Source organism: Stenotrophomonas sp. STEN087 (assembly GCF_056759115.1).
This window is the reverse complement of sequence record NZ_JBRRCR010000043.1, coordinates 1-24176: the sequence shown is the minus strand read 5'-3', so window position 1 is coordinate 24176 and position 24176 is coordinate 1. Positions and strand designations below refer to the sequence as shown.

The 24176-nt window shown below is 68.6% G+C and carries 24 protein-coding genes; all 24 read right to left on the bottom strand.

The window, feature by feature from the left end:
- Window position 1: 1 nt before the first annotated feature.
- A complete protein-coding gene (locus ACVOK1_RS12670; RefSeq protein ID WP_108768782.1) occupies window positions 2-742 on the bottom strand; it encodes a flagellar motor protein in 741 nt (246 codons plus the stop codon).
- 102 nt (window positions 743-844) lie between these two features.
- Window positions 845-2680, bottom strand: coding sequence for a chemotaxis protein CheA (locus ACVOK1_RS12665; RefSeq protein ID WP_481562261.1), 1836 nt, complete (start codon window positions 2678-2680; stop codon window positions 845-847).
- Between the two features lie 2 nt (window positions 2681-2682).
- Entirely contained in the window at window positions 2683-3288 is a 606-nt protein-coding gene (locus ACVOK1_RS12660; protein WP_200751849.1) for a protein phosphatase CheZ, read from the bottom strand.
- Window positions 3288-3680 (bottom strand): chemotaxis response regulator CheY, encoded by a 393-nt coding sequence (cheY, locus tag ACVOK1_RS12655; protein WP_006365466.1) that lies wholly within the window; start codon window positions 3678-3680, stop codon window positions 3288-3290. Before cheY ends, ACVOK1_RS12660 begins: the two co-directional genes overlap by 1 nt.
- 57 nt (window positions 3681-3737) lie before the next feature.
- Complete coding sequence (locus tag ACVOK1_RS12650) at window positions 3738-4481, bottom strand: RNA polymerase sigma factor FliA (protein ID WP_108768785.1); 744 nt, start codon at window positions 4479-4481, stop codon at window positions 3738-3740.
- The gene (locus ACVOK1_RS12645) at window positions 4478-5365 is read right to left on the bottom strand and encodes a MinD/ParA family ATP-binding protein (RefSeq protein WP_108768786.1); all 888 of its coding nucleotides are present in this window, start codon (window positions 5363-5365) and stop codon (window positions 4478-4480) included. The genes ACVOK1_RS12650 and ACVOK1_RS12645 overlap by 4 nt, the downstream gene beginning before the upstream one ends.
- On the bottom strand, window positions 5352-7049 hold the full coding sequence (gene flhF, locus ACVOK1_RS12640; protein ID WP_481562260.1) for a flagellar biosynthesis GTPase FlhF: 1698 nt from the start codon (window positions 7047-7049) through the stop codon (window positions 5352-5354). The genes ACVOK1_RS12645 and flhF overlap by 14 nt, the downstream gene beginning before the upstream one ends.
- A gap of 145 nt (window positions 7050-7194) precedes the next feature.
- Window positions 7195-9252, bottom strand: coding sequence for a flagellar biosynthesis protein FlhA (flhA, locus tag ACVOK1_RS12635; protein WP_174213541.1), 2058 nt, complete (start codon window positions 9250-9252; stop codon window positions 7195-7197).
- Window positions 9253-9293: 41 nt separating this feature from the next.
- On the bottom strand, window positions 9294-10424 hold the full coding sequence (gene flhB / locus ACVOK1_RS12630) for a flagellar biosynthesis protein FlhB (RefSeq protein ID WP_481562259.1): 1131 nt from the start codon (window positions 10422-10424) through the stop codon (window positions 9294-9296).
- A 207-nt stretch (window positions 10425-10631) separates the two neighbouring features.
- Window positions 10632-12767: a putative bifunctional diguanylate cyclase/phosphodiesterase gene (locus tag ACVOK1_RS12625; RefSeq protein WP_481562258.1), complete on the bottom strand. Its 2136-nt coding sequence runs from the start codon at window positions 12765-12767 to the stop codon at window positions 10632-10634.
- Between the two features lie 152 nt (window positions 12768-12919).
- On the bottom strand, window positions 12920-13711 hold the full coding sequence (fliR, locus tag ACVOK1_RS12620) for a flagellar biosynthetic protein FliR (protein WP_481562257.1): 792 nt from the start codon (window positions 13709-13711) through the stop codon (window positions 12920-12922).
- A gap of 13 nt (window positions 13712-13724) precedes the next feature.
- Window positions 13725-13994 (bottom strand): flagellar biosynthetic protein FliQ, encoded by a 270-nt coding sequence (locus ACVOK1_RS12615; RefSeq protein WP_005413254.1) that lies wholly within the window; start codon window positions 13992-13994, stop codon window positions 13725-13727.
- Between the two features lie 64 nt (window positions 13995-14058).
- Window positions 14059-14835, bottom strand: coding sequence for a flagellar type III secretion system pore protein FliP (gene fliP, locus ACVOK1_RS12610; protein WP_108768793.1), 777 nt, complete (start codon window positions 14833-14835; stop codon window positions 14059-14061).
- Window position 14836: 1 nt separating this feature from the next.
- Window positions 14837-15244: a flagellar biosynthetic protein FliO gene (gene fliO / locus ACVOK1_RS12605; protein WP_150456146.1), complete on the bottom strand. Its 408-nt coding sequence runs from the start codon at window positions 15242-15244 to the stop codon at window positions 14837-14839.
- Window positions 15241-15576: a flagellar motor switch protein FliN gene (gene fliN, locus ACVOK1_RS12600; protein ID WP_108768795.1), complete on the bottom strand. Its 336-nt coding sequence runs from the start codon at window positions 15574-15576 to the stop codon at window positions 15241-15243. The genes fliO and fliN overlap by 4 nt, the downstream gene beginning before the upstream one ends.
- Window positions 15573-16577: a flagellar motor switch protein FliM gene (gene fliM / locus ACVOK1_RS12595; RefSeq protein ID WP_108759997.1), complete on the bottom strand. Its 1005-nt coding sequence runs from the start codon at window positions 16575-16577 to the stop codon at window positions 15573-15575. Before fliM ends, fliN begins: the two co-directional genes overlap by 4 nt.
- Window positions 16578-16589: 12 nt before the next feature.
- Window positions 16590-17105: a flagellar basal body-associated FliL family protein gene (locus tag ACVOK1_RS12590; protein WP_481562256.1), complete on the bottom strand. Its 516-nt coding sequence runs from the start codon at window positions 17103-17105 to the stop codon at window positions 16590-16592.
- A 123-nt stretch (window positions 17106-17228) separates the two neighbouring features.
- Window positions 17229-18389 carry a flagellar hook-length control protein FliK gene (locus tag ACVOK1_RS12585; RefSeq protein WP_481562269.1) on the bottom strand — a complete coding sequence of 387 codons (1161 nt, stop codon included), beginning with the start codon at window positions 18387-18389 and terminating at the stop codon, window positions 17229-17231.
- Window positions 18389-18856 carry a flagellar export protein FliJ gene (gene fliJ, locus ACVOK1_RS12580; protein WP_481562255.1) on the bottom strand — a complete coding sequence of 156 codons (468 nt, stop codon included), beginning with the start codon at window positions 18854-18856 and terminating at the stop codon, window positions 18389-18391. Before fliJ ends, ACVOK1_RS12585 begins: the two co-directional genes overlap by 1 nt.
- A 12-nt stretch (window positions 18857-18868) precedes the next feature.
- Window positions 18869-20245: a FliI/YscN family ATPase gene (locus tag ACVOK1_RS12575; RefSeq protein ID WP_200751856.1), complete on the bottom strand. Its 1377-nt coding sequence runs from the start codon at window positions 20243-20245 to the stop codon at window positions 18869-18871.
- Window positions 20242-20883 carry a FliH/SctL family protein gene (locus ACVOK1_RS12570; protein WP_108768800.1) on the bottom strand — a complete coding sequence of 214 codons (642 nt, stop codon included), beginning with the start codon at window positions 20881-20883 and terminating at the stop codon, window positions 20242-20244. Before ACVOK1_RS12570 ends, ACVOK1_RS12575 begins: the two co-directional genes overlap by 4 nt.
- The gene (fliG, locus tag ACVOK1_RS12565; protein WP_481562268.1) at window positions 20880-21866 is read right to left on the bottom strand and encodes a flagellar motor switch protein FliG; all 987 of its coding nucleotides are present in this window, start codon (window positions 21864-21866) and stop codon (window positions 20880-20882) included. The genes ACVOK1_RS12570 and fliG overlap by 4 nt, the downstream gene beginning before the upstream one ends.
- A gap of 7 nt (window positions 21867-21873) precedes the next feature.
- The gene (fliF, locus tag ACVOK1_RS12560; protein WP_481562254.1) at window positions 21874-23520 is read right to left on the bottom strand and encodes a flagellar basal-body MS-ring/collar protein FliF; all 1647 of its coding nucleotides are present in this window, start codon (window positions 23518-23520) and stop codon (window positions 21874-21876) included.
- Between the two features lie 13 nt (window positions 23521-23533).
- On the bottom strand, window positions 23534-23902 hold the full coding sequence (fliE, locus tag ACVOK1_RS12555; protein WP_313148439.1) for a flagellar hook-basal body complex protein FliE: 369 nt from the start codon (window positions 23900-23902) through the stop codon (window positions 23534-23536).
- Between the last annotated feature and the right edge of the window lie 274 nt (window positions 23903-24176).

The window sequence follows — 24176 nt, the reverse complement described above, 5'->3', positions numbered from 1 at the left end:
GTCAGTGCAGGAAGCCGGTGAGGTTGGTTTCGATGTTGCGCGGGTTCTCGCCCTGGGCGATCGAGATCAGGCCTTCGATGACCATTTCGCGGTCGCGGGTGTTGTGCGCGATCACGCCCTTCAGCTTGGCGGCGATGGGCAGGAACAGCAGGTTCGCCGAGGCGATGCCATAGATGGTGGCGGTGAACGCGGCGGCGATGCCGTGGCCCAGCTTGCTGGGGTCGGCCAGGTTCTTCATCACCGCGATCAGGCCCAGCACCGCGCCGATGATGCCCAGGGTCGGTGCATAGATGCCCATGGCCTCGAAGACCTTGGCCGCGGCCTGGTCCTGGTGTTCCTGGCCGCTCAGTTCGATTTCCAGCATGTGCCGGATCGATTCGGGCTCCACGCCATCGACCAGCAGCTGCAGGCCCTTGCGCAGGAACGGGTCGCGCTGTGCTTCCACCTGCGATTCCAGGCCCAGCAGGCCCTGGCGGCGGGCGATGTTGCTCCACTCGACGATCTGCTTGATCAGTTCGTGGCGGTCACTGTGCGGCGGGCGCACGACCCAGCGCACGATCTTGAAGGCGTGCTTGAACACCGCCGGGGCGGTGTGCAGCAGGATCGACGCCACGGTGCCGACGATCACGATCACGAAGGCGGCAGGCGACCACAGCGAAGCCAGGCCGGCGCCTTTCAGGATGCTGCCGCCGACCAGCGAGGCCAGGGCGAGAAAGAGTCCAATGAGGCTGAGTCTATCCATGGGTCCGGTATCGGCTTGTGTGAATGGGACTTGAGACACCGGTAGATCGTGTACAGACGGTAGTCACAGTTTTCGGGTCGCCGGGCCATGCCCGGCGGGGGTTCAGCGCAGGCCGTCCACGTCCAGGATCAGGGCCATGCGACCATCGCCGATCAAGGTTGCACCGGCGTAACCGCGCAGGCCGCGCAGGGCCTTGGGCAGCGGCTTGATCACCACTTCCTCGCGGCCGCGGACCTGGTCCACGACCAGGCCGAAGCGGGCTTCGCCGGCCTGCAGCACCACGATGGTCAGCAGGGTGGAGGCGGCCGGCGTCACATCCAGCCACTGGCGCAGGTCGACCAGCGGCAGGGTGTGCGAGCGGCGGTCCAGCACCGCACGGCCATCGAACCAGCCCAGCGAGGTGCGCGGCGCGTGCAGCACTTCCATCACGCGGGCCAGCGGCAGGGCGTAGACATCCTCGCCGGCCTGCACCAGCAGGGTCGGCAGGATGGCCAGGGTGAGCGGCACGCGGATCAGGAAGCGGCTGCCACGGCCCAGTTCGGACTGGATCTGGATCTGGCCGCTCAGTTCGCGGATGCGCGACTGCACCACGTCCATGCCGACGCCGCGGCCGGAAATATCGGTGACCTGCTGCTTGGTCGAGAAGCCGGGCAGGAACACCAGGTGCAGGCATTCCTCGCTGCTCAGGCGGGCGGCGGCTTCCGGATCGATCAGGCCCTTCTCGCGTGCCTTGGCGCGCAGCTTTTCCGGATCGATGCCGGCGCCGTCATCCTGCACTTCGATGCTGACGTAGTCGCCTTCCTGCTGCGCCGACAGGCGTACATGGCCCATCCGCGGCTTGCCCTGGGCTTCGCGCAGGTCAGGCATTTCCACGCCGTGGTCGATGGCGTTGCGCACCAGGTGCACCAGCGGGTCGGCCAGCGCTTCGACCAGGTTGCGGTCCAGTTCGGTCTCAGCGCCGATCAGCTCCAGGTCCACTTCCTTCTGCAGCGAACGGGCGACGTCGCGGGCCACCTTCGGGAAGCGCGAGAACACCTTGCCGACCGGCTGCATGCGGGTGCGCATGACCGCCGACTGCAGGCGCGCGGTGGCGATGTCCAGCGTCGACACGGCGCGGTCCAGCTCTTCGTCGCGCAGGCGGGTGCGCAGGGTCTTGAGCCGGTTCCGTGACAGCACCAGTTCGCCAATCAGGTTGACGATGGCGTCCAGGCGCTTGGTATCCACGCGCACGGTGTGTTCGGCTTCGGCCACCGGCTTGTTCGCCGCCGGCTTGGCCGGCGCACGCGGCGCAGGTGCCGGTGCCGGCGGGGCCGCGACCGGTACCGCAGCCACCGGCTTGGCGCCGGGCACGGCACCGCCATGCAACTGGTCGAGCAGGGCTTCGAATTCGTCTTCGCTGATCAGGCCGTCGTCGGCCTTCTTCGGCGGTGCGACCGCGGTCGGGGCATTGCCGCCGTGCAGCTGGTCGAGCAGCGCCTCGAACTCGTCGTCGGTGATCAGGTCGCCGCCTGCAGCAGCCGGCGCGGCCGCCGTGGCGGCGCCCGCAGCGGGGCTGGCGCCACCGTGCACGTCGAACTGGGCGATCAGTTCCGGCGGCGCATAACCGGGCTCGGTGCCCGACGACACCGCGTCGAGCATCGACTGCAGGTAGTCCAGCGACTGCTGGGCGGCATCGAAGTGATGGGCCTGCAGCACGGCCTGGCCGGCACGCGCGGCGCCCAGCGCTTCTTCCGCCGCATGGCACAGCTCGACCATGGCGGTAATGCCGAGGAAGCCGGCGCCACCCTTCAGCGTGTGGTAACCACGGAACACCGCGTTGAGCTGGTCGTTGTCCTGCGGTGCCTGTTCCAGCGACACCAGCTGTTCGCCCAGGCGATCCAGGATTTCCTGGGCCTCGATGATGAAATCGGCAGTGATGTCGTCGGCAACCGCGCTCATGCTTACAGCCCCAGGTCCGACAGAAGGTCGTCGGCGTCGTTCTGCGAAACCGCGTGGCGGTCCAGTCCCTTCAGTGCCGGCCCGGCAAGTTCCGGGTCGGTGCGATGCTGTTCCGGCGGCAGGCCGAGCGCGCCGAAGCCTTCGTGCACGCGGCGGACGATGCCGACCACGCGACGGATGATCTGCCCGGTCAGGTCCTGGTAGCTCTGGGTCAGGGCGATCTCGGTCAGGTTGTGGCGGATGCGCTCAAGCTGTTCGTCCTGGCCCGGCTGCAGGCCATCGGCACGCAGCTGTTCGGTCAGGGCGCGGCATTCCTCGGCCAGGTCCAGGGTGCGGTGGGTGGCCTGTTCGGTCATCGCCACCACGTGGTCCAGGCGTGCGCAGGCATCGTCCAGCTCGCCGGCCTCGTCGGGCACGGTCGGCAGTTCGCCCAGGGCCTGGCCCAGCTCGCGGGCCAGCCGCGAAAGGCCGCTCATCATCGGCTGGGTACGCGCGGCCACCAAGCTGTCGATGCGCTGGCGCCAGGCGGTCTCGTCACCCGACTCCAATGCATCCAGGGCCTCCTGCAGGCGCAGGGCGAGGGCGCTTCTGTCGACCTGGGCGTCCATCAGGCGCTCGCTGCCAGGCGTTCGAAGATCTTGCCGAGCTTCTCTTCCAGGGTCTGCGCGGTGAACGGCTTGATGATGTAGCCGTTGACGCCGCTCTGGGCCGCTTCGATGATCTGCTCGCGCTTGGCTTCGGCGGTCACCATCAGCACCGGCAACGTCTTCAGCTTGGCATCGGCGCGGATCGCCTTGAGCAGCTCGATGCCGGTCATCACCGGCATGTTCCAGTCGGTGACCACGAAATCGAACGGCTGGCTCTGCAGCAACGACAGCGCGGCATGCCCGTCCTCGGCTTCGGCGGTGTTGGTGAAGCCCAGATCGCCCAGCAGGTTCTTGACGATGCGACGCATGGTCGAGAAATCGTCAACGATCAGGATGCGCATGTTCTTGTTCAAAGCAGAGTTCCTTTGTTGTTCGCTGCGGGCGGCCGGGGGCAGCCGCCTCGCGCATGTTCATTGCTCGAGGCCGGCGTCGGCCGCCTCGAAAACCTTCAGCCGGCCGCGCAGGCGCAGCACGGCCTGGCCGTGGATCTGGCAGACCCGCGATTCGCTCACGCCGAGCACCGCGCCGATCTCCTTCAGGTTCAGCTCCTGCTCGTAGTAGAGCGAGAGCACCAGCTGCTCGCGTTCGGGCAGGTGGCCGATCGCCTTGCCCAGTTCGCGGCCGAATTCACCGCGTTCCAGTACCTGCTGCGGGGTCGGGCCGCCCTGGGCGACGGTGTCCAGCTCGCCTTGGTCCTCGATGCGCGATTCCAGGCTCAGCACCTGGCCACGCGAGGCGTCTTCCATCAGGCGCAGGTACTCGGGCAGGGGCATGTCCATCGCCGCGGCCACTTCGGTGGCGCTGGCGGCGCGGCCGCTGCTCTGCTCCAGTCGGCGGATGGTGGCGGCGGCGTCGCGGGCACGGCGGTGCACCGAGCGCGGTACCCAGTCACCACGGCGGATCTCGTCGATCATCGAGCCGCGGATGCGGATCGAGGCGTAGGTCTCGAACGACGCGCCCTGGTCGGCGTCATAGCTGCGCGAGGCTTCGATCAGGCCCATCATGCCGGCCTGGATCAGGTCGTCCACCTCGACGCTGGCCGGCAGTCGCGCCGCCAGGTGGTGGGCGATGCGCCGCACCAGGTCGGAATGCTGGGCGATGACATCGGTCGCGCTGGCGCGCTGGACTTCCTTGTACTGGGCTGCACCTTTCATACGGTCACCCCACGCTGCTTGAGGATGCGTTCGAGGAAGAACTCGACGCCGCCACGCGGTTCGGTCGGCGCCTGCCAGCGGGCGGTGCGGCGGGCGATCTCGGTGATCGCCAGCGCGGCCGGGCTGGACGGGTAGGCCTTGACCACCGGCTGCTGGCGCTGCACCGACAGGCGCAGCCAGTCATCCTGCGGCACGCAGCCCAGGTAGTTCAGCGAGACATCGGCGAGGAACTTCTCGCAGACGCGGGTCAGCTTTTCGTACAGCACGCGGCCCTCGTTGGGGTCGCGCACCATGTTGGCCACCACCTGGATGCGGTCCACGCCACGTTCGCGCGAGAGCACCTTGATCAGCGCGTAGGCGTCGGTGATCGAGGCGGGCTCATCGCAGACCACCACCACGGTGTCCTGCGCGGCCTGGCAGAAGGTCAGCACGCCATCGGTGATGCCGGCGGCGGTGTCCACCACCATGATGTCCAGCTCGCGTTCCAGCTCGGAGAACACGTTGACCAGGCCGACATGCTCGGCCGGGGCCAGTTCGGCCATGTGCCGGCGGCCCGAGGCGGCCGGGACCACCAGCACCCCGTTGGGGCCCTCGATGATCACGTCCTCCAGGCTGCAGCGGCCGGCGACCAGGTCAGCCAGGGTGAACTTCGGGTTCAGGCCAAGGATGACGTCGATGTTGGCCAGGCCCAGGTCGGCGTCCAGCAGCAGGGTGCGTTTGCCCATGCCCGCCAGCGCCACGGCCAGGTTGGCCGACACGTTGGTCTTGCCCACGCCGCCCTTGCCGCCGGTCACCGCGATGGTGCGGACAGGGCCGAGCGGCTCGCTGCGGGTGGCCGACAGCGGGAAGGTATTGGTCAGCTTGGCGTACTCACGCGACGGCATGGTTCAACTCCGGGTTGCAGGGCATATCGGCCGCTCGGCGCAAATCTTCAAGGCGAAGTACGAGATTGGCTGCACTGGCCCGGTGCAGGTCCTCCGGGACGTCCTGGCCATCGGTTACCCAGGTGATCGGCAGGGCGTGGTCGACCGCCACCGAAAGGGCGTTGCCGAAGCGGCCGGTCTCGTCCAGCTTGCTCAGCACCAGGCCCTGCAGGTTGGCCGCGCCGAAGCGGCGGACGACCTCGTCCATGTCGCCGAAGCTGGTATTGGCCGGCAGCACCAGCAGGGTGCGTACCTGGCGGGCGGCGCGCAGCCACTGCAGCTGGGCGGCCAGGGCGCGGTCGCGCGGGCCGAGGCCGGCGGTGTCGATCAGCACCAGCTTGTAGTCCTGCAGGCGCTCCAGCAGCTGGTCCAGGTCGGTGCCGCTGTTGGCCTCGTGGACGGCGATGCCGAGCTGGCGGCCGTAGCCGTACAGCTGCTCGCGGGCGCCGACGCGCATCGTGTCGGTGGTCACCAGGGCGACGTCACGCGGGGCATGCTTCTCGGCGAAGCGCGAGGCGAGCTTGGCGATGGTGGTGGTCTTGCCGGCACCGGTCGGGCCGACCAGGGCGATCACGCCGCCTTCTTCCAGCGGGTCGACCGGGGCGATCGGCAGCTTGCGCGAGATCAGCCCCAGCATCAGGCCGCGGCCGCGGTGGGCCTCGGTCTCCAGCGGGATCTGCATGGCCACGTCGCGGGACAGGCCGGCATCGAAGCCGTACTCGTCCATCAGGTCCAGGGCGGTGGCACGCACCGCGCTGCCGCGCAGGCGCTCATCGGTGAATCGGTTCATCTCGCGCTCGATGACCTGGCGCATGCCGGCCACTTCGTGGCGCAGCTGGCGGATCTCGCCGTCATCGGCAGCGACCATGGTCAGTGCCGGGGCCGGGGCCAGCTGCGGTGCCGGTGCCGGGGTCGGCAGGGCGTCGGCCAGCGGCGCCATATCGTTGGCGGGCATTTCGGCGGCCGGCGCTTCGATGGCGGCGACCACGGCGGTGGCCGATGCGACTGCGGCTTCGACTGCGGCTTCGACCGGGAGGGCGGCGACGGCCGGGGCCGGCAGCGGCAGCGGCGGCGGCAGGACTGCGGCGTCGTCTTCCAGCGGCGGGTCGATCAGGAAGCGGGCGCGGTTGATCGGCGCGGCGGCGACCACGGCGGCGCTGGCCGGCGGTGCCACGATGGCGTCGGCGTACGGGGCGAAGATCTGCTCCGGCAGTGCCGATTCGTTGACGCTGGCGCGGGCCAGGGTGGCGGCGAAGCCGGTGCTGCCGCGGGTCGGCACGATCTCGTCGGCGCTGTCCAGGGTGCGGCCGGTGGCGCCGACGGCGGCGCGGGCGAGCGCGGCGACGGCCGAGGTGGTGGCGGCCACCGGCTCGGCGGCCGGGGTCGCGGTGCGGCGGCGGGTCACCGCGGCGATCACGGCGTCGGCGGCGGTGCGCGGCTTCGGCGGCGGCGGCGGGGCGATCTCGCGGCGCGAGGCTTCCAGTGCACGCTGCACGGCGCTCTCGTCGTAGTGGGCGGCGGCGACGATCGCCACGCCTTCCTCGATCCGGCGGTTGGACAGGATCACGGCGTCGGGGCCATGTTCCTTGCGCACCAGGTTCATGGCCGAGCGCATGTCGGCGGCGACGAATCGTTTGATTTTCATGCTGTGGTCACGGGACGAAGTCGGCGGAGTGGCGGTCGAGGAACGCGGGTGGTCGGTGGTCTGCACGGTTCGGGTTCCCCTTGGAATCTGTCGTGTATTGCGGTTTGAAAGTGGTGTCTGTTTTCTGGCGCGTGGAAGGCGGGCGTCAGCTGATCGTTCCGACCAGTTTCAGGCGCTTGTCTTCCGGCACCTCGCTGTAGGCCAGGACCGACAGCGACGGAACGCTGTGGCGGACCAGGCGGGCCAGCGCGGCACGCACCGGGCCCGGTACCAGCACGACCGCCGGCTCGTTTCGCGCTTCCTGCTTGCTGACACATTCGGCCAGGCTCTGGTGCAGTCGCTCTGCGAGTCCGGGTTCCAGCGCGGCGCCGTTGCCCTGCGTGGACTCCTGCAAGACACGTTCCAATTGCGGGTTGAGGGTGAACACCGGCAGCTCCGCCGACATTCCGGCGATCTCCTGCACGATGAAGCGGCCCAGCGCGGTGCGCACGGCAGCGGTCAGCGTGGCCGGGTCCTGGCTCATGGGGGCGTGCTCGACCAGCGCTTCGGCGATCTTGCGCAGCTGGCGGATCGGAATGCGCTCGACCAGCAGGTTCTGCAGCACGCGCACCACTGCCGACAGCGGCAGCGCCTTCGGCGTCAGATCTTCGACGAGCTTGGGTGCGCTCTTGCCCAGGTTGGCCAGCAGGTGCTGCACTTCTTCGTGGCCCAGCAGTTCCGGCGCGTGCTCGCGGATCAGGTGCGACAGATGGGTGGCGACCACGGTGGCCGGGTCGACCACGGTGTAGCCCATGGTCTCGGCCTGGGCACGCTGGTGCGGCTGGATCCAGGTGGCATCCAGGCCGAACGCGGGGTCCTTGCCGGCGATGCCTTCCAGCGGGCCCAGCGCGCTGCCCGGGTCCAGTGCCAGTTCGCGGTCGGGGTGGATGTCGGCGGTGGCCACCGGCACGCCATGCACCAGCACGCGGTAGCCGTTGGCCGGCAGTTCCAGGTTGTCGCGGATGTGCACGGACGGGATCAGGAAGCCCACGTCCTGGGTCAGCTTGCGGCGCACGCCCTTGATGCGCGCCATCAGCTCGCCGCCCTGGTTGGCATCCACCAGCGGGATCAGCCGGTAGCCCACTTCCAGGCCCAGCGGATCGACCGGGCGCAGTTCGTCCCAGCTCAGTTCGGCGGTGGGGGCGGCGGCCGGGCGGCCGAGGGCATTCAACGGGCCGGCTTCAGCGGCGGCCGCGGCCGGATCGACAGCCGGCGCCTGGCTTTTGCGGTACAGCTTCCAGGCGATGAAGCCGAGGATCGCGGCCAGCGTCAGGAAAGCGACGTTGGGCATGCCCGGCACCAGGCCGACCAGGCCGATGATGCCGGCGGTGATGGCCAGGGCGCGGTACTGGCCGAACACCTGGCCGGTCATGGCCTGGGCCATGTCCTGCGAGCGCGAGGCGCGGGTGACCAGCATCGCCACGGCGCTGGAGATCAGCAGCGCCGGCAGCTGCGCCACCAGGCCGTCACCGATGGACAGCAGGGTGTAGGTGGCGGCGGCATCGCCGAACGGCATGCCATGCTGCAGCACGCCCACGGCCAGGCCGCCGAGCATGTTGATGAACAGGATCAGGATGCCGGCGATGGCGTCGCCGCGGATGAACTTGCTGGCACCGTCCATCGCACCGTAGAAGTCCGCTTCCTCGCGGACCTCTTCACGGCGGGCCTTGGCTTCTTCACGCGTCAGCAAACCGGCGTTCAGATCGGCGTCGATGGCCATCTGCTTGCCGGGCATGGCGTCGAGGATGAAACGCGCGGTCACTTCCGAGACGCGCCCGGCGCCCTTGGTGATGACCACGAAGTTGATGATGGTCAGGATCGCGAAGACCACGATGCCGACGGCGTAGTTGCCGCCAATGACGAATTCACCGAAGGCGGCGATGACCTTGCCGGCCGCCTCGTGGCCGTTCTGGCCGTGCAGCAGGATGACGCGGGTGGAGGCCACGTTCAGCGCCAGCCGCAGCATGGTGGTGACCAGCAGCACGATCGGGAAGATCGTGAAGTCCAGCGGGCGCTTCACGTAGACCACCGCCAGCAGCACCATCAGCGAGATGGCGATGTTGAAGGTGAACAGTGCATCGAGCACCGGCGCGGCCAGCGGCACCACGACCATGGCCAGCAGGGCCAGCACGATCAGCGGTGCGCCAAGACCCTGGCGGATCATCTCGAGGGCGCGGCGGGTGTTGAAGCCGGAAGCCTGGGCGTTCACGGGCGGCCTCCCTTGCCGAACTCATCCACGTCCACATGCGGGACGGACGGCATCGGGCCGGTCCGCCAGCTGCGCAGCTGGTAGACGTAGGACAGCACCTGGGCGACGGCGGAGTACAGTCTCACGGGAATTTCCTTTCCGAGTTGCCCCTCCCGATACAAGGCGCGTGCCAAAGGCGGGGCAGAGACGATCGCGACCTTGTTGCCGTCGGCCACTTCACGGATGCGCAGGGCGGTTTCGTCCACGCCCAGGGCGACCACGGTGGGGGCATTCATGCTGCCGCCCTCGTACTTCAGGGCGACCGCGTAGTGGGTCGGGTTGACCACCACCACGTCGGCGGTCGGCACCGCTTCCATCATCCGGCGGTTGGCCAGCTGGTGCTGCATCTGCCGGATGCGGCCCTTCACTTCCGGGCTGCCCTCGCTTTCCTTCATTTCCCGGCGCAGTTCCTCGCGGGTCATCTTCAGCTTGCGCATCCAGTTCCAGCGCTGGTACGGGGCATCGATGGCGGCCAGCAGCAGCATCGACCCGGTCGCGGCCAGCAGCAGCTTCAGGGTGAAGCCCAGGCCATGGGCGATGGCCGATTCCAGCGGCTGGTTGAGCAGGCCGCGCAGGCTGTCGAAGCTGGCGGCGAACACCAGGGTGGCCGCGGCGCCGACGAAGGCCACGCGCAGCAGCGATTTGATGAATTCGGCCACGGCTTCGGCGCCCCAGATGCGCTTCATGCCCGCCAGGGGGCTGAGGCGCTTGGGGTCGGGCATCAGCGATTTGTTCGACCAGCGCAGGCCGCCCATCACCAGCGGCGACAGGAAGCTGGCCAGGATGCAGACCAGCAGCAGCGGCCAGCAGGCCAGCATCAGGCGCAGGAACAGCATGCCGAAGTGGCCGAACAGCAGCTGCGGGTTCTGCCACAGCCCGGGCTCCGGGCTGAGTGCGGCACGCATCCAGGCCCGGCCGTTGGCGCCCAGGGAGGCGCTGCTGGCCATGATGGCGATCACGGCGGCACCGAACACCGCGACGGTGGCCAGTTCACGCGAGCGCGGGATGTTGCCCTGTTCACGGGCTTCACGCAGGCGTTTTTCGGTTGGTTGTTCGGTTTTTTCGCCTGCGTCTTCGTTCTCGGACATCACGGGCACTGCGGCTGGGGTTGCCGGGGTGCGTGCAAGATCCGTTCCGTGACGGCGCTACCGGAGGTGCAGCGGGCTCTTGTAGAGCCGAGCCCATGCTCGGCTGCCCTTCACGCACGTGGCAGACCCAGCCGAGCGTAGGCTCGGCTCTACAGTGACGGGCCTTGTCCCGCGCGTGGCCAGACCCAGCCGAGCGCAGGTTCGGCGCTACAAGGGAGCGTCGCCGTTGGGCGGCGGGCTCTGCGCCAGTTCCACCCGTGGTCGCGGCAGGTCGTGCAGCTGCATGAAGCGGGCGGCATCCACCGGCCGGCCGAGCAGGAAGCCCTGCAGGTAATCGCAGCCCAGCCGTTCCAGGTACGCCCGCTGGGCAGCGGTCTCCACGCCCTCGGCCACGATGTCCATGTCCAGCGCGTGGCCGAGCGCCACGATGGCCGAGACGATCACCACGTCCTCGGCACTGTGTTCCAGGTCGCGCACGAAGGCGTGGTCGATCTTGATCTCGGTGGCCGGCAGCCGCTTCAGGTACAGCAGGTTGGAATAGCCGGTGCCGAAATCATCGATGGAAATGCCCACGCCCAGCGCCGACAGCGCCTGCAGCAGGCGCAGGCTGGTGTCGGTATCGCGCATCACCGTGCTTTCGGTGATTTCCAGCACCAGCTGGCGCGGGGTGATGCGGTGCCGCTCGAGGACCTCGGTCACGTCCTGCAGCAGGTGCGGCGAGCCGAACTGCACCGGCGACAGGTTGACCGACATCGACCAGCCCTCATGGCCGGCGTCGTGCCAGCGGCGCAGCTGCGCGCAGGCCTGGTCCAGCGCCCAGCGGCCGATCTCGTTGATGGCGCCACTGCGCTCGGCCAGGCGGATGAAGCGGTCCGGCGGGATCAGCCCGTGCTCGGGATGGCGCCAGCGGATCAGCGCCTCGGCACCGGCCACCTTCTGCGTGGCCACCTGGATCTTCGGCTGGAAATGCAGGAACAGCTGGTCGCTGCTGATCGCTTTGCGCAGGTCGGCCAGCAGGCGGAACTGCTGCTCGGCACTGTCGTTCATCCAATCGGCGAACATCACGAACGCATTGCGGCCCGATTCCTTGGCCTGGTACATCGCCGCATCGGCGAAGGCCATCAGCTGCCGTTCGCTGGCGGCGTGGTCGGGGCAGATCGCCACGCCGATGCTGGCGGTCACCTGCAGTTCGCTGTCGGGCAACAGCGGCGCGCTGCCCACTGCCTGCAGGATGCGCCGGGCCAGGGTCGGCAGATCCTCGTCGTGTTCGATGCGCACCACCAGCACGAACTCATCGCCGCCCAGCCGGGCCAGCAGGTCGTTGGGCCGCAGCAGCTGGCGCGTGCGTTCGGCCACGGCCACCAGCAACGCATCGCCGGCCTGGTGGCCATAGGCATCATTGACCTGCTTGAAGCCATCCAGATCCATGAACATCACCGCGAAGCGGCTGCCGCCCTGTTCGGCCTCGGCCAGCGCCTGCACGATGCCCCGCTGCAACAGCAGCCGGTTCGGCAGGCGGGTGAGCGGATCGTGCAGCGCCGCCTGGGTGAGTTCCTGCTGGGCATCGGTCAGCGAGGTGCTCAGCATCGAATTGCGCAGGCGCAGCAGCTGCGCCTCCACCCGCTGGTCCATCCAGGACACCACCAGCACCACCGCCAGGATCGCCACGGTGAGCACCACCACCAGCATCGCCAGCCAGATGCTCTGCAGGCCATCGCCCACGGCCGCGCCGCAGACGCTGCCTTCCGGGAAGCGGGCGGCGGCCATGCCGGTGTAGTGCATGCCGACGATGGCCAGGCCGAGCAGGCCGGCGGCCGCCAGTCGATCGACGCTGCGGGTGTGCTGCGCGCGCAGCCGGAAGGCGATGTACAGCGCCACCCATGAGGCGGCCACGGCGACCAGCAGCGACAGCGCCAGCCAGACGGGGTCGTAATCGATGCCCGGGCTCATGCGCATCGCGGCCATGCCGACGTAGTGCATGCCGGCGATGCCCGTGCCCATCAGCACCGCGCCACCGGCCAGGCGCGGGTGCGGCAGGGTGCGCAGCGAAACCAGCCACAGCGCGAACACCGAGGCGGCGATGGCCATGCCCAGCGAGAGCAGGGTGATCGGCAGGTCGTAGCCCAGCGGGATGGGCAGGTCGAACGCGAGCATGCCGATGAAGTGCATGGACCAGATGCCCAGGCCCATGGCAAAACCGCCGCCGAGCCGCCACCACCAGGTGGCGCCTTTGCCGGGCGCGGTGACCGTGCGGCCGGCCATGGCCAGCGCGGTGTACGACGCCATCACCGCGACCAGCAGCGAAACGGCTACCAGCCACGGGTTGTACGTGCCTACCAGCATTCGTCTTTCTCCCGGACCATCCTGTCGACGGAAAAACTACGTTGGGGCATGGATGAGGCAGGCAGCCCGCACGGCGGCTGCCAGGTGCGGCGTCCCCCTGGGCACCGCCCATTCACTCTAGCGCGAACCAAGGGCGGAGGGGTAGATGCGCGTCACCGAGTGACCGCACCCGCCGCTTCGAAGGCCGCGTCGAACAGGCGCTGTACCGGCGGGCCCATTTCACCCATCAGCAGGGCCAGCAGGAACAGACCCAGCAGCAGCGAGACCGGCAGGCCCAGCTGGATCGGGTTCAGTGCCGGCGCGGCACGTGCCAGCACGCCGAAGGCGAGGTTCACCGCCAGCATCGCCACCGTCAGCGGGATGGCCAGGGTGAGGGCGCCGCGCAGGGCGGTCAGCAGCAGGGTCGGGGCGATGCTGAAGAAGGCGTTCGGGTCGGGCAGGGGCGCACCGATCGGCAGCGCGCGGTAGCTGTCCACCACCAGCGAGATCAACGCCAGGTGGCCGTTGGCGGTGAAGAACAGCAGGCCGAACAGCAGGTAGAACCACTGGCCGATGACGCCGGAGGTGCCGCCGCGCAGCGGATCGCTCATCTGCGCGAAGGCCAGGCCGGTGCCCTGCGCGACCAGTTCGCCGGCCATGGCGCCGGCCTCGAAGATCAACCGCAGCATGAAGCCGATGGACACGCCGATGGCAAGTTCACGGGCGATGGTCAGCACGGTGGCGGCGTCGAAGCCGGTCCATTCCGGTACCGGCGGCAGCAGCGGGGCGAGGGCGATGGACAGGGTGCCGGCCAGGATCACGCGGATCCGCTGCGGCACCGCGCGGGTGCCGATCATGGGCATGGCCATCGCCACCGCGCCGATGCGCAGCATCGTCCACAGCACCGTGGCGATCATGCTGAAGGCCTGCAGGCCGTCGGCAGCCATCTGGGTGGCGGCATCCATCAGCGCGTGTTTCCTAGCCGATCAGGTGTGGAATGCGCTGGAACAGCAGCGTGGTGAATTCGACCAGGTGGCCGATCAGCAGGCTGCCCAGGGCAAACAGCACGGCCGTCAATGCGGCGGCTTTGGCGACGAAGGCGATGGTCGGCTCGTTAAGCTGGGTTGCAGCCTGCACCACGCCCACCACCACGCCCACCACCAGCACGGTGAGCAGCAGCGGGCCGGCCACCCACAACACGGTGATCAGGCCGCCACGCAGTTCTGTCAAGGCAAGTTCGGGAGACATCGTTGTTCCATCGGTAGCGCCGGGCCATGCCCGGCGGGGCGTGTTTCATTCACGCCGGATTGATTCAAGCCGGATTGAAGCTGGCCGCCAACGTACCCACCGTCAGCACCCAGCCATCGACCAGCACGAACAGCAGAATCTTGAACGGGGCCGACACCAGCATCGGCGACAGCATCATCATGCCCATCGACATCAGCACGCTGGCCACGACCAGATCGATGATCACGAACGGGATGAAGATCAGGAAGCCGATCTCGAAGGCGGTCTTCAGTTCACTGGTAACGAACGAGGCCACCAGCACCGGGAACGGGATCGCGTCGGGGCTGGCGTAGGTGCCGTGACCGGCGATGCCGGCGAAGGTCATCAGGTCGGTCTCGCGGATCTGTGCCAGCATGAAGCCGCGCAGGGGCTGCGTGGTCAGGGTCCACGCGGTCTGGAAGTCGATGTCGCCATTGAGGTAGGGCGCCATGCCCGTGCTCCACGCCTTGTCCCAGGTCGGCATCATGATCATCGCGGTCAGGAACAGGGCCAGGCCCAGCAGCACCTGGTTGGACGGCGTCTGCCCGGTGCCCAGCGCCTGCCGCAGCAGGCCCAGCACGATGATGATGCGGGTGAACGAGGTCAGCACCAGCAGCATCGACGGAATCAGGGTGATCGCCGTCATCAGCAGCAGGGTCTGCAACGGCAGGCTGACCGGCTGGCCGCCGATCTTGCCGACGTTGACGTCCGGCAGCGCGGCCGGCGCGCCGGGCGCGGCAAACGCCAGCACGGGCAGCAGGCACAGGGCGATCAACAGCAGCCACGACAGAACGGTGGCGGGGCGGGTACGGGCGACTCGCATGTCAGGGGTCCTTGCGCAGCCGCTGTTGCAGCAGCTGGGCGAAATTCGGCAGGTTCTTGAAGTCCGGCACGCGCGCCGGCGCGGGCGGCGGCAGCGGTTCGGAAAGGGTGTGCAGCGTGTTGATGCTGCCGGCGGTCACGCCCAGCAGCAGCTGCTGGCCATTGACCTCGACCACCACCACGCGCTCCTTGGCGCCAACATTCAGGCTGGCCACGAGCTTCATGCCCTCCGGCGGGCGGAAGCCGCTGCCCGGCATGCGCTTGAGCAGCCAGCCGAGACCGACCACCAGCGCCAGCACCGCCAGCAGCGCCAGCACCGCGCCGAACAGGCTCGGTGCACTGGCCGCATGCTGGCCGATCTGCGGGGTGGTCTTCGCAGCAGCCTGGGCGGTGGCGAGCAGCAGGCTCAACGCAGTCTCCGGATCCGCTCGCTCGGGCTGACCACGTCGGTCAGGCGCACGCCGAAGCGATCGTTGATGACCACCACTTCGCCATGGGCGATCAGGGTGCCGTTGACGAACACATCCAGCGACTCGCCGGCGCCGCGTTCCAGTTCCACCACCGAGCCCTGGTTGAGCTGCAGCAGGTTGCGGATCGGCAGGCGGGCACGGCCGACTTCCAGCGACAGGGTCACCGGCACGTCGAGGATCACGTCCAGGTTCAGGTCCGGGCCGATCGACTCGTCGGCCTGCAGGTTGCCGAACTGGGCCGGGGTCGGTTCGAGGGCGTCGATATCGTTCATTGCGGGTCTTCCTGGATGACGGGTACGCGCGGGCGGGTGCCCGGCGGATGGGTAGCGGTGATCTTCACGGCGTTCATGCCGTTGGCGACGCCGAACTCGCCGGTGAACACGGGGATGTTCTCCACGCACAGCGGCACCTGCGGATTCAGCTCGATCGGCAGGATGTCGCCGACCTTCAGCCGGGTCAGGTCACGCAGGGTCATGCGCTTGCTGGCCAGCACGCTGGACAGGGTCACTTCGGCGATGTTGAGCTGCTCGCGCAGCATCACGCCCCAGCTGGCATCGCGATCATTGCGGTCGCTCTGGATGCCGGCGTCGAGCAGTTCGCGGATTGGCTCCAGCATCGAGTACGGCAGGGTGACGTGGATGTCGCCGCCACCGCCGTCGAGTTCGACGTGCAGGCGGCACACCACCACGTATTCGCGCGGCGTCACGATGTTGGCGAAGTGCGGGTTGATTTCCGAATTGATGTATTCGAAATCCACTTCCATCACCGGTGCCCATGCCTCGCGCAGGTCGGCGAAGGTCTGCTTCAGCAGCAGCTGGATCACCCGCATTTCGGTGGCAGTGAACTCGCGGCCTTCGATGCGGGTCGGGTAGCGCCCGTCACCGCCGAAGAAGTTGTCGACGATGGCGAACACCAGGGTCGGCTCGAACACGATCAGGCCGGTGCCTCGCAGCGGCTTGAAGCGGATCAGGTTCAGGTTGGTCGGCACATACAGCGAGTGCATGTAATCGTTGAACTTGATCAGCTCGATGCCGCGCACCGAGAGCTCGGCCGAGCGGCGGATCAGGTTGAACAGGCCGATCCGCCACAGGCGCGCGAAACGCTCGTGGACCATTTCCAGGGTCGGCATGCGACCGCGGATGATCCGGTCCTGGCTGGCGAAATCGTACGAACGGGCCTCGCCACTGGGCGCCTCCGGTTCGGTTTCGACCGCGCCACTGTCCACGCCATGGAGCAGGGCATCGATCTCATCCTGGGACAGCAGGTCATTCATCGGGGGCAGCCCTTACTGGGTCACGAAGCTGGTGAACAGCAGATCGTCGGCACCGTTGCTGCCGGTCTCGGCCTTGAGCACCTTCTGCACTTCGGCCAGCGAGTCAGCCTGCAGCTTCTGCTTGCCGGCGATGTCGGCGATCTGGACGGGGGTGACCTGCGAGAACAGCATCAGCAGGCGTGCGCGGATGGCCGGCGCGTGGGTCTTGATCGCTTCCAGCGCGGCCGGATCGCGGGTCATCAGCTGCACTTCCACCTGCAGGTAGCGCGGGCCGTCCATCGAACCGTTGAGGTTGACCACGAAGGCCGGGTCCAGCGCGAAGTACTGCGCCGGCGCCGGCACGGCACCCTTTTTCGGGGCCTCGGCGGTCTTGTCTTCGTGCTTGGACTGGTTGAAGAACCAGACGCCGCCACCGGCGGCACCTGCGGCAAGCACGGCCACCAGGGCGGTGATCAACAGCGGACTGCGCGGCTTGGCGGCCTTGTCCTTGTCGGCGGTCTTCTTGGTTTTGTCAGCGGCTGCGGCCACGAGGTGAAGCTCCTGAGGGTTGCTTCACCGGGATATGCAAGGGGCGTGCCGCAGCGCGAGGAGAGGGGTGCGACAGAATTCCGTCGGCGCGTAAAACCGCCGGGCAGGGCCCGGCGCTAGCGCTTACGCGTAGGCGTCCAGCAGCCCGCGCTGGCGCATCAGCTGTGCGGCCGACACCGTGGTGTCGCCCCGCGACGGTTCTCCGTCGCCGCCGGCCAGGTCGCCCGTGCCGCCGGCCTGCGCCGACGGACTGCCGTCGCCGCCGTTCTGGTGGCCGACATCGGCATGGGCCAGCTGGAAGCCCTGTTCGCCCAGCAGTTCACGCAGGCGCGGCAGGCTGCTTTCCAGTGCATGGCGCACGTCCACGTGCGGGCTGCTGAAGCTGGCGTGGACCTTGTCGCCATTCATCTGCAGGCGCACGTCCACCGGGCCCAGGTCTTCCGGGTTCAGGCGGATGTGGGCGTGGCCGATCTTCTGGTCGGCCAGCCAGCCGAGGCGTGCACCGACCGCCTGGTCGAAGCCGTCGTCACCGAGGGTCGGGGTGGGTGTCGGTTCGCCGTCGAAGACCGGCGTGCTGGCCAGCGCCGCCTTCAGGTCCTGCAGCGCGGCGGGAAATGCGCCCTGCAACGGGACTGTCGGGCTGCGATCGCCGATCAGCAGACCGTCGCTGTCATCGACGCCATCCAGCGCCAGCTGGCCGAGGACGATGTCCGGCAGCGGCTGGGTGACGATGTCGCCTTTGCTGTCGGCCGCTGCGGTGGTCACGGCTGCGCCGGCGGCCAGCGGCGGTGCGGTGGGCAGCGCCGGAGCAGCGGCCGGCAGTGCCGCATCGGCGCCATCGGTGTTCACCACCGGCGCGGTGGCGGCGGCTTCGGCCGGCACGGGCGTGGCCAGTACCAGCCCGGCCAGACCGAGCGGCGGCCACGGCGCATCGTCGCCGTCGGCGCTGCTGTCCTTGTCCGCGTCCTTGTCCTGCGCGGCCGTGGAGGAGGGCGCGTTCGAGACGGTGGCCTCGGTCGTGCTGGCCTCGCTGTCCTTGCCGCTGGTCCCGGCTTTGTCCGCGCTGTCGTCCGGGTTGGGTGATGCACTGCCGGGCGAGGCGCCCGGCTTGGCCGGGGTCCCGTTGCTGGCAGGCTTCGCCTGGGTGTCGGCCGCGGGCGAGCCCTGCAGCATCTGCCCGAAATCCTTGCCACTGCCGGTGCTGCGCGTCGGGCTGGCGGTGCTGCTGGAAGTGCTGCTGGCGGTGCCGCCGGTGCCGATGCTGCTGGACAGTGCGGAGGGCATCACGTGCGGCCTCCCTGCTCGCCGCCGTCCGGCTCCGCCGTCTGCGCCAGGCGTGCACGGCGGGCGCCGATGTCATCCATCTCGCGCTGGTCGCGGCGGTCGGTCACCGCCTTTTCCTGGGCGCGGTAGCTGGCGGCCAGCTGTTCCAGCACGGCCTTGTCACGGCTGGCCAGGATCAGGCGCGCGCGTTCGGCTTCCACCTTCTCGCGGTTGCCGTTCACCGTGGCCTGCTGCTGTTCCACCGCGCTGTCGAGGCGGTCGAGGAAGGCGCGGCGGTTCAGCAGCTGCGCCGGGCTGGTGGCGGCCATCTGCGCGTTGGCGTACTCCTCGGCGTAGCGGCGGAGCTCATCCAGGCGTGACAGGTGGGTGTCGAGCACGCGCTGGCGCTCGGCCAGGTCGCGGGCTACGGCGTCTTCGTGCTCCTGGGCGCGCTTCAGCAGGGGATCGATGCGCTTGGACTGTGTCATGGTTAGGCTCTCTTAATCCACCAGGCGCTGCAGCGCCGCCTGGCTGTGCGGAAGATCAGCGGCCTTGGCCACGTCCTGGCCGAGAAACTCCATGATTTCCGGCCAGCGTTCCAGGGCTTCGTCGGTGGCGGCATCGTTGCCGCGCTGGTACGCACCGATCGCGATGAGGTCGCGGTTGGAGGAATAGGCCGAGACCAGGCGCTTGAGCTTGCGGATGCGCAGGCGCCACGGCTCGTCGGCGATTTCCGTGACCACGCGGCTGACCGACGATTCAACGTCGATGGCCGGGTACAGGCCACTGTCGGCCACCCGGCGCGAGAGCAGGATGTGGCCGTCGAGGATGGCGCGCGCCGCGTCGGCGATCGGATCCTGCGGGTCATCACCCTCGGTCAGCACGGTGTAGAAGGCGGTGATCGAGCCACGGCCCTTGGCGCCGTTGCCGGCGCGTTCGACCAGCGCCGGCAGCTTGGCGAACACCGACGGCGGATAGCCACGGGTGGTCGGCGGTTCGCCCACCGACAGACCGATCTCGCGCTGCGCTTGGGCGAAGCGGGTCAGCGAATCCATCAGCAGCAGTACATTCAGGCCCTGGTCGCGGAACCATTCGGCAATGGCCGTGGCCCGGTAGGCGCCATGCAGGCGCGCCAGCGGCGGGCGGTCGGCCGGGCTGGCCACCACCACCGCGCGGCGCAGGCCTTCCTCGCCCAGGGTGGTCTCGACGAAGTCGCGGACTTCGCGGCCACGTTCACCGATCAGGCCGACGACGATCACGTCGGCGGCGGTGTAGCGGGTCATCATGCCCAGCAGCGTCGATTTACCGACACCGGAACCTGCGAACAGGCCCACGCGCTGCCCTCGGCCGATCGGCAGCAGGGCGTTGATGGCGCGCACGCCCACGTCCAGCGGCTGGGTGATCGGCTCGCGCGCGAGCGGGTTGATCGAGACGCCAGCCATGCCGACGTGGCCTTCCGCACGGATCGGGCCCTTGCCATCCAGCGGCACGCCATCGCTGTCGATCACGCGGCCGAGCAGGCCTTCGCCCACTTCCACGCCGCCACGGCGCGCAGACGGCACCACGCGTGCGTTGGGCAGCAGGCCATGCAGTTCGGCGCTGGGCATCAGGTAGGTGCGCTCGCCGGCGAAGCCGACCACTTCGGCGTCGACCCAGCCGCCATCAACCACTTCGACCTTGCAGCTGGCACCCAGCGGCGCCTCGCAGCCCACGGCTTCCAGGGTCAGGCCGACCGCGCGGCGCAGCACGCCCTCACGGATCAGCCCGCGGCCGTGCGCGGTATCCACGCGCAGGCCATCCAGGCGGCGGGCCAGGCGCAGGTTGCGGGCCACGGCCCAGTCGGTCGACGGCGGGGGCAGGTTCGGCTCAGGGGTCATGGCGTGGCTCCGGTCTGGCGGATCACCGCATCGAGTGCGCCACGCAGGCGCGCTTCCAGGGTGCCGTCGATGCGCACCGCTTCGGCGTGCACGCGCAGGTCGCCGCGGCTCAGGCTGGTATCGGGCACCAGGCGCTGGGTCGGGGTGAGAGTCATCAACGGCGCGAGCGCGGCGATGTCGTCCGGGTGCAGGCGCACTTCCACTTCACGCGTGCTGCCGCCGACCGCATCCACCGCTTCGCCCACCAGCTGCGCCAGCAGGGCCGGGTCGGCCTCGTAGGCGCGGCCGACCAGTGCACCAGCGATGCGCACCGCCAGTTCGCCCAGCGCGCCGACCACTTCGTTCTCCAGCCGTGCCAGCGGCCGGCTGAAGTTGTCGAGGATGCCTTCCATCTGCGCGACCAGGCGGCGTACTTCGGCCTGGCCCTGGCCGTAGCCATCGGCGTGGCCGTGCTGGAAGCCTTCCTTCTCGGCGCTGTCCTGGATCGCCTGGATTTCCTCCAGGGTCGGCAGCTGCAGCACCGGTTCCGGCTCGTGCTCGGGGTCCGGCTCGGTGAGTTCGAAGACATCCTCCTGCTCCAGCTGCGCTTGCGGCTGGGCCAGCAGGTCGGGGGCAAGCCAGCGCACGACGTTGCTCACAGCATGGCCTCCGCGCTGCCACCGATGGTGACGGTGCCCTCATCGGCCATGCGCTTGACGATGGCCAGGATCTCGCGCTGCGCGCCTTCCACGTCGGACAGGCGCACCGGGCCGCGGGCTTCCATGTCTTCCAGCAGGATCTCGGCCGCACGCTGCGACATGTTTCGGGTGATCTTGTCGCGCACCTTGATGTCGGCGCCGCGCAGGGCCAGGCCCAGGCGTTCGCCGCTGACTTCGCGCAGCACCAGCTGCATCTCGCGGTCGTCCAGGTCCACCAGGTCGTCGAACACGAACATCAGGTCCTGGATGCGGCCGCTGAGCGGCGCATCGATGCGCGCGATCTCGCCCAGGATGGTCTGGTCCTGGCCGCTGTCCATGAAGTTGAGGATGTTGGCCGCGCACTGCACGCCGCCGATGTTGGACGACTTCAGGTTCTGGTTGCCCGAGAACTGGCGCTCCATGATCTCGTTCAGTTCATTCAGCGCGTTCGGCGGAATGCCGTCCAGGGTGGCGATGCGCAGCAGCACGTCGACGCGGGTGCGGTCGGGCAGCAGCTTCAGCGCGTCGGCGGCCTGGTCGGTTTCCAGGTGGGCCATCACGATGGCGATGATCTGCGGGTGCTCGTTGCGCACCAGGTCGGCCACCGCGCGCGGGTCCATCCACTTCAGCGCGTCCAGGCCGGTGGTGTTGCGGCCCAGCAGGATGCGGTCGATCAGGCCGCTGGCCTTCTCGGTGCCCAGCGCCTGGATCAGCATGTTGCGGATGTAGTCGTCCGAGCCAACGCCCAGGGAAGTCTTCGAACCCAGTTCCTGGTTGAACTGGTCCATGACCCGGCCCACCTGGTCACGGGTGATGTCGGTCATGGTCGCCATGGCGATGCCGATCTTCTGCACTTCCTTGGGTTCCATGTGGCGCAGCACTTCGGCCGCGTCCAGTTCACCCAGCGACAGCAGCAGCACGGCAGCGCGCTGCACGCCGGTCAGTTGCACGTCAGTCATTGGCCACCCAGCCCTTGACCACCTGGGCCACGCGCTTGGAATCGGTCTTCACGGCTTCACGGGCCATCCGCAGTCGTTCCTCATAAGAATCCACCGGCAGGGCCAGGGGGTCCGCGCCGGCCAGGCTGACGCGGTCGGCGCCCAGCGCCGGCAGCGGCGTGCCATCGTCATCCACCAGCTGGACGTCCGCGGTGTGTGGCTCCAGCGCGGCGTTCTCATCCTTCCTGTTCTGCCCGGTGATGCCGCGCAGGGCAGGGCGCAGCACGCCGAACAGCAGCGCCAGCACCACCACCGCGCCCAGCACCATGCGACCGGCATCAAATACCCACGGCAGCTCCCACCAGGCCGGGCCTTCCACCGGGGTGGTGTCGCGCACGAACGGCGCGTTCATCACCGACACGGTGTCGCCACGCTCGGCGTTGAAGCCCACCGCCTGCTTCACCAGCGCCTCGACGCGGGTCAGTTCAGCGGCCGCCAGCGGCTGCGGGGTGACCTTGCCGTTGGCACCGGCGCGCGGCACGTTGTCCACCAGCACCGCCACCGAGACGCGCTTGATGCGGCCGGCCGGCTGGCGGGTGTGCTGCAGGGTACGGTCCAGCTCGTAGTTGCGGGTCGCGTTCTTGCTGCTTTCGGTCGGAGCCTGCGCAGTGGCCGGTGCGGCCGCCTGGCCCGGCGGACTGTTACTGGCCGCGCCAGGCACGCCCTGCGGGCCCGGGGTGCTGGTGGTGTTTTCGCTCATCTGCTCGCTGCGCAGCTTCTGCGGTTCACCGTTGTAGAGTTCGCGGGCTTCCTCGGTCACCGAGAAGTCCATGTCCACGCTCACTTCCGGGTTGACGCGGCCGGGGCCGGTCATCGGTTCCAGCAGCTCGCGGATACGCTGGTTGAACGAGGTTTCCTGGCGGCGCACCTGCTCGAACTGGGCGGCGTTGACCGCCGCTTCGCTGTTCGGGTCGCTGACGCTGAGCATGCGGCCGCTCTGGTCGACGATGGTCACCCGTTCCGGCGCCAGATCAGGAATGGCGGCAGCCACCATGTGCACGATGGCATCGACCTGGCTGCGTTCCAGCTGCTGGCCGCCACGCAGTTCCAGGGTGACCGAGGCGCTGGCCACGTCACGCTGGCGGGTGAAGGCGCTGGGCTTGGGAATGGCCAGGTGCACGCGCGAATCGCGCACCGGGCGCAGGGTGTTGATGGTGCGCGACAGTTCGGTTTCCAGCGCGTGCTGGTAGCGCGCGCTTTCGACGAACTGGCTGACGCCGAAGCCGGGGTCACGTTCCATCAGCTCGAAGCCGAGCTTGCCGCTGTCGGTCAGGCCGGAACCGGCCAGCTTCAGGCGCGCATCGTGCAGGTTCTTTTCCGGCACGGTGATGCCACCGGTGGCCGGGTCCAGCTCGAACGGAATCTGTGCCGCGCGCAGCAGGTCGGTTGCTTCGGCGGTCGCCTTCTGGTCCAGGCCGGTGTACAGCGGGACCATGCCGGGCTTCTGCGACCAGAAGAACACGAACAGGCCTGCCGCCACCGCCACCGAGATCATCGCCATCAGGCCGAGGCGGCGGGTGATCTGCAGACTCTGCAGGCGGTCGAACCACTGCCCGGCCTTTTCGGCGTTCAGGGTTTCCTTGGAGAGCGTCAGTGCCATGCGTCAATGTTCCTTACAGCGGCATGTTCATCACGTCCTGGTAAGCCTGGACGAGACGGTTGCGGACTTCCACGGTGGCGCGGAAGGCGATCTGGGACTGCTGCGAGGCGACCATCACCTTGGCCAGGTCGGCGCCGGGTTCGCCCAGTTCGAAAGCCTTGGCCAGGGCGCCGGACTTCTGCTGGGCGTCGTTGACGCCGGCGATGGCGCCGCGCAGGGTCTCGGTGAAGCTGGCGGGCTGGACCTGCGATGCATCCAGGACCGCGCCGGGCAGGGCATTGCTGCGCGGCGCTTCGGCCAGCGGGTTGAGCGCCGCCGGCTGTCCCATCTGGGTCTGATAGGAGCGGATCTGGGAAAGGATCGAAGTGACGGAGTGGGACATCTGCAACGGTTCCAGAAACAGGGATGGGGGTGTTCGCTGGAACAGGTGCAAGTGGCGTGCCGAAACCGGTTTTCGATTCAGTGTCGTGAGGATTGTGGGTGTGCTGGCAGGGCTGCGCCCTGCACCTGCTCAACGCCAACGCCAACGTCAACGTCAACGTCAAAGGCGGCATTCCGTGGGTTGGCGGGGTGGGTCCGGTTGAGGGGGACGCCGTAAACCCGTCCATGGGGGCTTGGTCGCGGCATCCATGCCGCTCACACCCCCTCAACCGGAC

Coding starts and splice junctions, on each gene's coding strand:
- ACVOK1_RS12670 (WP_108768782.1), bottom strand. CDS start 742: ATGGATAGACTCAGCCTCATTGGACTCTTTCTCGCCCTGGCCTCGCTG.
- ACVOK1_RS12665 (WP_481562261.1), bottom strand. CDS start 2,680: ATGAGCGCGGTTGCCGACGACATCACTGCCGATTTCATCATCGAGGCC.
- ACVOK1_RS12660 (WP_200751849.1), bottom strand. CDS start 3,288: ATGGACGCCCAGGTCGACAGAAGCGCCCTCGCCCTGCGCCTGCAGGAG.
- ACVOK1_RS12650 (WP_108768785.1), bottom strand. CDS start 4,481: ATGAAAGGTGCAGCCCAGTACAAGGAAGTCCAGCGCGCCAGCGCGACC.
- ACVOK1_RS12645 (WP_108768786.1), bottom strand. CDS start 5,365: ATGCCGTCGCGTGAGTACGCCAAGCTGACCAATACCTTCCCGCTGTCG.
- flhF (WP_481562260.1), bottom strand. CDS start 7,049: ATGAAAATCAAACGATTCGTCGCCGCCGACATGCGCTCGGCCATGAAC.
- flhA (WP_174213541.1), bottom strand. CDS start 9,252: ATGATCCGCCAGGGTCTTGGCGCACCGCTGATCGTGCTGGCCCTGCTG.
- flhB (WP_481562259.1), bottom strand. CDS start 10,424: ATGTCCGAGAACGAAGACGCAGGCGAAAAAACCGAACAACCAACCGAA.
- ACVOK1_RS12625 (WP_481562258.1), bottom strand. CDS start 12,767: ATGCTGGTAGGCACGTACAACCCGTGGCTGGTAGCCGTTTCGCTGCTG.
- fliR (WP_481562257.1), bottom strand. CDS start 13,711: ATGGATGCCGCCACCCAGATGGCTGCCGACGGCCTGCAGGCCTTCAGC.
- ACVOK1_RS12615 (WP_005413254.1), bottom strand. CDS start 13,994: ATGTCTCCCGAACTTGCCTTGACAGAACTGCGTGGCGGCCTGATCACC.
- fliP (WP_108768793.1), bottom strand. CDS start 14,835: ATGCGAGTCGCCCGTACCCGCCCCGCCACCGTTCTGTCGTGGCTGCTG.
- fliN (WP_108768795.1), bottom strand. CDS start 15,576: ATGAACGATATCGACGCCCTCGAACCGACCCCGGCCCAGTTCGGCAAC.
- fliM (WP_108759997.1), bottom strand. CDS start 16,577: ATGAATGACCTGCTGTCCCAGGATGAGATCGATGCCCTGCTCCATGGC.
- ACVOK1_RS12585 (WP_481562269.1), bottom strand. CDS start 18,389: ATGCCCTCCGCACTGTCCAGCAGCATCGGCACCGGCGGCACCGCCAGC.
- fliJ (WP_481562255.1), bottom strand. CDS start 18,856: ATGACACAGTCCAAGCGCATCGATCCCCTGCTGAAGCGCGCCCAGGAG.
- ACVOK1_RS12575 (WP_200751856.1), bottom strand. CDS start 20,245: ATGACCCCTGAGCCGAACCTGCCCCCGCCGTCGACCGACTGGGCCGTG.
- fliF (WP_481562254.1), bottom strand. CDS start 23,520: ATGGCACTGACGCTCTCCAAGGAAACCCTGAACGCCGAAAAGGCCGGG.
- fliE (WP_313148439.1), bottom strand. CDS start 23,902: ATGTCCCACTCCGTCACTTCGATCCTTTCCCAGATCCGCTCCTATCAG.